This window comes from Janthinobacterium sp. UMAB-60 (assembly GCF_900095235.1).
Taxonomy (GTDB): domain Bacteria; phylum Pseudomonadota; class Gammaproteobacteria; order Burkholderiales; family Burkholderiaceae_D; genus Janthinobacterium.
This window is the reverse complement of the sequence record NZ_LT607505.1, coordinates 20,901-25,742: the sequence shown is the minus strand read 5'-3', so window position 1 is coordinate 25,742 and position 4,842 is coordinate 20,901. Positions and strand designations below refer to the sequence as shown.

At 62.4% G+C, this 4,842-nt stretch carries 8 protein-coding genes; 3 read left to right on the top strand and 5 right to left on the bottom strand.

Translation table 11 applies throughout. The features are described from left to right. Positions 1–317: formylglycine-generating enzyme family protein (locus K0F86_RS25735; RefSeq protein ID WP_219136967.1), on the top strand; the 317-nt coding region annotated here is incomplete at its 5' end. A 31-nt stretch (positions 318–348) separates the two neighbouring features. Here the strand turns inward: K0F86_RS25735 and K0F86_RS25730 are convergent. The 3 genes from K0F86_RS25730 to K0F86_RS25720 form a co-directional block, all read right to left on the bottom strand. Further along, a complete protein-coding gene (locus K0F86_RS25730) occupies positions 349–630 on the bottom strand; it encodes a cupredoxin domain-containing protein (RefSeq protein WP_257572371.1) in 282 nt (93 codons plus the stop codon). 105 nt (positions 631–735) lie between these two features. After that, the gene (locus K0F86_RS25725; RefSeq protein WP_219137005.1) at positions 736–1,629 is read right to left on the bottom strand and encodes a metallophosphoesterase; all 894 of its coding nucleotides are present in this window, start codon (positions 1,627–1,629) and stop codon (positions 736–738) included. Between the two features lie 47 nt (positions 1,630–1,676). Continuing rightward, complete coding sequence (locus K0F86_RS25720) at positions 1,677–2,075, bottom strand: cytochrome c family protein (protein ID WP_219136965.1); 399 nt, start codon at positions 2,073–2,075, stop codon at positions 1,677–1,679. Between the two features lie 179 nt (positions 2,076–2,254). On the opposite strand from K0F86_RS25720, the gene K0F86_RS25715 reads away from it, so the two are divergent. Together K0F86_RS25715 and K0F86_RS25710 are read left to right on the top strand one after the other, a co-directional pair. Then, on the top strand, positions 2,255–2,803 hold the full coding sequence (locus tag K0F86_RS25715) for a sigma-70 family RNA polymerase sigma factor (protein WP_219137004.1): 549 nt from the start codon (positions 2,255–2,257) through the stop codon (positions 2,801–2,803). Position 2,804: 1 nt separating this feature from the next. Next, positions 2,805–3,599: an anti-sigma factor gene (locus K0F86_RS25710; protein WP_219136964.1), complete on the top strand. Its 795-nt coding sequence runs from the start codon at positions 2,805–2,807 to the stop codon at positions 3,597–3,599. Between the two features lie 27 nt (positions 3,600–3,626). Here K0F86_RS25710 and K0F86_RS25705 read toward each other — a convergent pair whose 3' ends face one another. Both K0F86_RS25705 and K0F86_RS27785 read right to left on the bottom strand, forming a co-directional pair. After that, positions 3,627–3,935 (bottom strand): alpha/beta fold hydrolase, encoded by a 309-nt coding sequence (locus K0F86_RS25705; RefSeq protein ID WP_219136963.1) that lies wholly within the window; start codon positions 3,933–3,935, stop codon positions 3,627–3,629. A gap of 206 nt (positions 3,936–4,141) precedes the next feature. Next, a partial coding sequence (locus K0F86_RS27785) for an HAD-IC family P-type ATPase (RefSeq protein WP_257572370.1) occupies positions 4,142–4,842 on the bottom strand: 701 nt, incomplete at its 5' end.

Sequence of the window (4,842 nt, the reverse complement as noted above, 5' to 3'; positions counted from 1 at the left end):
TGGCCGAGTGGGTGGCCGATTGCCAGCATCCCGATTACCGGGGCGCGCCCGCCGATGGCGCGGCCTGGAGCCAGGGCTGCGAGGCGGAGGGCGATTATTTCATCACGCGGGGCGGCAGCTATTCTTCCTCGCGCCAGGTGCTGCGCAGCGCCGCGCGCGGGCATGGCGGGCGCGGCAATGCCAGCAGCCTGGGCGAAGGCTTCCGCATCGCCGAGGACACGGGCGGCTGCACGGCCAGCGCCTGCACCGGGGGCGACGCCGCCTTTGTCGGGGCGCTGGCGGCGGCGCGGCAGGCGGCGCGTCGTCCACGGGACTGACGGGCGTGCGGAGCCGCGCGCGCCGGCCGGCCTAGTCCGTGACGATGATCTTCCCGTTCATCTCCTCGTGGCCGCTGCCGCAAAAATTGTCGCATAAAAAGGCGTATTCGCCGGCCTTGCCGGGCGTCAGCCGCACTTCGGTGACCTGGCCCGGTTTCAGGTCGGCGCGGATGTTCATGTCCGGGATGAAAAAACCATGGATGAAATCGACGGCGGTGAACGCCAGCACGACGGTTTCATCCTTTTTCACGGTGATTTCATTCGGCGTGTAGACGAATTTCCTCGCCTCGATGGCGATGATCCTTTCCTTCATAGCAACTTTTTTGACTCCCCGGGCGTCGATGGCGGCCACCGTCAGCAGCGCGCCGAAGCCACAGGCCAACCTTGCACATAGCTGTCTTCTGGCGCGGTCCATGGTTTAGGTCCATGTAACGGGAAATTCCGTGAGCTTATAATCATTACCCGCCTGCGCTTCCACTTCGCGAAAGCCGAGTCCCTTGTTTGGCAAGGCGGGGTCCCACGGCAGGGGCGTGCGCTTTTCCTGCGATCCCGGTGCCGGCAGTGGAAAAATCAGCGATTTGGCGGCGTGGTGCGCGATTCTCCCCGTCATGTGGTGATGTTCCTGGTGAATATGGCCGTAGAACACGGTCACATTGCTGTAAGGCATTAACAGGGCGATCGCCTTGTCGCCGTCGCGCGTGGCCCAGTCCCATTTGGGGACCAGGTCGAACAGGGGCCGGTGGGTGAAGACGACGATGCGCGCATCCTTGGCTTGCTTGTCCAGGTCGTTTTTCAGCCATTCCAGTTGCGTATCGCCGATGCGCGCGCCGGGGTCGGACACGTTGTCGAGGGCGATGAAATGCACGCCCTTGTGCTCGAACGTGTAATTGGACGGGCCGAAGTTTTCCTTGAAGGCGGTGCCGTTGTCGAGCGAGGCGTCGTGCTCGCCGGCGATGAAACGCACGCTTTTCACCTTCAATCCCGTCGCGATCTCCTTGAATGCGGCCATGCGCTGGCGGCGCTCCTTCGGGTCGTCCGTCGTATGCGTGAGGTCGCCCGTGAAGATGATGAAGTCGGGTTGCACCTCCAGCGCATTCACGGTGGCGACGGCCTTGCGGAAGGTATTGAGGGCGTCGGGATTGGCGCCGCCGCTATAGCCCCAGTGCACGTCGGACAGTTGCACGAAGTAAAAATCGTCGTAGGGGGCGGGCGTGTTGCCGGCCGCCGCCGCTTGCGCATGTCCATACAGTCCGGACATGAACACGGCGCCCCCGCCGATGGCGGTCAGTTTCATGAAACTTCTGCGGTCCATCATGATATTTCTCCTCGTTTCAGTCGATGCCGGTGGCAAAACAAACGCTATCTGGCGGCCGTGGCCGGGCTGGCCCGCCCGGCTTCCTGCCGCAAATACGCGATCAGGTCGGCGCGGTCCTGCGCGGACGGCACCATGTAGCCCATTTTTTGGCCGGGAATCAGTTTTTCCGGATTCGTCAGCCATAGATCCAGGGTTTTCTCGCCCCACACGACGTCGGACGCCTTCACGGCCGGCGAATAGCCGTAGCCGGCGGCGCTGCCGGCCTTGCGGCCGAACACGCCCTTGTGCGCGGGACCGACGCCGTTGTAGTCGATCGAGTGGCAAGACATGCACATGGTTTTATACAGCGCCTGGCCGTGCACGGCGTCGCCGGCGGTGGCCGCTTCGCTGGAAGCCATCAGCATGGCCGCCGCCAGGCCGGGGATGAAGTACGGGTATTTCATGGCTACGTTCCTTCCATTTGCAGATATCTGGCATGGACCCGATGCGATCGGGGCCTGCAAGTGCTATAACTCCGACGACGGTGCAAATATTCCCGTCCCTGCCGGTTTATTTTTGTCCCTGCAGCGGGAATAAATCGCAGGCAAAGCGAGTCTTATGCAGTGAGACGGTCGACAGGCGGATGGGTGTTGAGTTGAATGACATCGTTAAAACCAGGTTGTTTGAAAAAATGGCCTTGCCTCATCTGGATTCCGCCTACAACCTGGCGCGATGGCTCACGCGCAATGATCAGGATGCCCAGGACTTGGTGCAGACGGCGTTCCTGCGCGCCTACCGCTTCATGGACGGCTACCATGGCGATGGTGATGGCGCGCGCGCCTGGCTGCTGACGATCGTGCGCAATACCTATTACACGTCGCTGCGCGACAGCCGCCCGCAACACGACGACATCGGCTTTGACGAGGAAATGCACGGCCACGATGGGGATGGATGCGGCATGGACCCTGAAAACATCGTGGCGGCGCAAGACGCAAAAGAGACCATCAACCGTGCCCTGGAAGCACTGCCGCGCCAGTTCAGGGAAGTGCTGGTGCTGAAGGAACTCGACGATCTGTCCTACAAGGAGATCGCGGACATCGTCGGCATCCCGATCGGCACGGTGATGTCGCGCCTGGCGCGGGGACGCAAGCTGTTGTTGCTATACCTAAAACAACATACCGATGAGAAATGAAATGCAGTGCACCGTATCACACAGCAAGATGTCCGCCTTTGCCGATGGCGAGCTCGACGCACTGGCGTCGCAGGAATTGAGGCAGCACCTGGCCCATTGCCGGGACTGCGCGAAGGCGTTCGAACAGCTGCTGGACTTGCGCGCCGCGGTGAGCCGGCATGGCCTGCGCCACGCCGCGCCAGCCGCCCTGCAGCAGCGCCTGCGCCAGGCGCTGCAGGAAGAGGGGAAGGCGGCGAAGGAAGTTCCACAGCGCCGGAAATGGGCGCAACTGCCGTGGGCGTGGATCAATTTTGGCGTGGCCGGCATCAGCACGGCGGCGTTTGCCGTCACCCTGATGCTGTATCTGTCCGTGCCATCGGAGGCGGAACGGCTGGACCAGGAAATCGTGGCCAGCCATTTCCGTTCGCTGCTGCCCGATCGCCTGGCCGACGTGGCGTCGTCCGACCAGCACACGGTCAAGCCATGGTTCAGCGGCAAGCTCGATTTTTCACCGCCCGTGGTTGACCTGGCGCAAGCTGGCTTTCCCTTGGTCGGTGGGCGCCTCGACTATATCAGGCAGCGTCCCGTCGCCGCCTTGGCGTATCGCCGGCATCAGCATGTGCTGAACCTGTATGTCTGGCCTGAGCAAGCAAAAGGCGATGCGCCGCCGCGCCTGAGCGTCAAGCAGGGCTATCACTTGATACGCTGGAGCCGCTCCGGCATGGAGTATCGGCTCATTTCCGACCTCAATGTGCCGGAACTGATGGACTTCGAGCGCCGGCTCGCGGCGCAAATCGACAAGGACGCTCTGCCGTAAAAGCGCCGCGCCGGGCCTTCTAATTGACTACTGCGCCAGCGCAAGCACTTCCCGGTACATGCCGGTCTCGTTGTCCCGCGCATTGACCACTTGCGCCGTGCCGATATACGCATGGAACAGGTCGGGGCGCGCCCTGGCCATGTGCACGCCCGGGATCGAACCCCAGGAACTTCCCATCAGGATGACTTTGTCCTTGTCCAGGTGCTGCCGCAGATAGATGGCGTCGGCAAACGGACTCAAGGAATTGCCCGGGCCGCCATGGATGAACAGGATCACGGGATTGCCGCAGGCGGCGCCCGTGACCGTGATCCATTGTTCGATGCCGTTGATGGGCACATAGCCTTGCTCGCGGATAGGCTGTGCGGGCGAGGTGCACGACGGCCAGGGGTTCGGCGTGCAGGCCTGTCGTGGACAGCAGCAGAGCGGACAGTAGGGCGAGGTGGGAAATGGGTCTCATCGGCTACTTTGATGGCTGTTATCAACAGCCATCAAAGTAGCGTTTTTCACATGAATTGTCCAGATGGAACTATTTCTGGAGGGATTTAGTGACTTTTTCCATGACGCAGCAATCTCAGCCCGTTGGCCACCACCAGCAGGCTGGCGCCCACGTCGGCGAACACGGCCATCCACAGGGTCGCCATGCCGGCCAGGGCCAGGCCGAAGAAGACGGCCTTGATGCCGATGGCAAAGCTGATGTTTTGCACGAGGATGCTGCGCGTGCGCTGGCTCAGGCTGATGAATTCGGGCAACTTGCCCAGTTCATCATCCATCAGGGCCACGTCCGCCGTTTCGATGGCCGTGTCGCTGCCGGCCGCGCCCATGGCAAAGCCGATGTCGGCCTGCGCCAGGGCCGGGGCGTCGTTGACGCCGTCGCCCAGCATGGCGACCACGCCAAATTGCTGCTGCAAGGCCTTGATTTCATCGAGTTTATTTTCTGGCAGCAATTCCGCCTTGACCAGGCTGACGCCCACCTCAGCCGCGATGCGCTGCGCCGTCAGCAAATTATCTCCCGTCAGCATCACGGTGGTCACGCCCAGCGCAGTCAATCTGGCGATGGCGGACGCCGCCGTCGGACGCAGCACGTCGGCCACGGCGATCACGCCCAGCGCGCCGGCCGGGCTGGCCAGCACCATGGCCGTGTACGCTTGCTGTTCCAGCCGCGCCAGGATGGCTTGCAGGTCCGGCGTCAAGAGCTTCAATTCCGTCATCAGGCGCGCATTGCCCAGATAATAGGTCTGGCCAT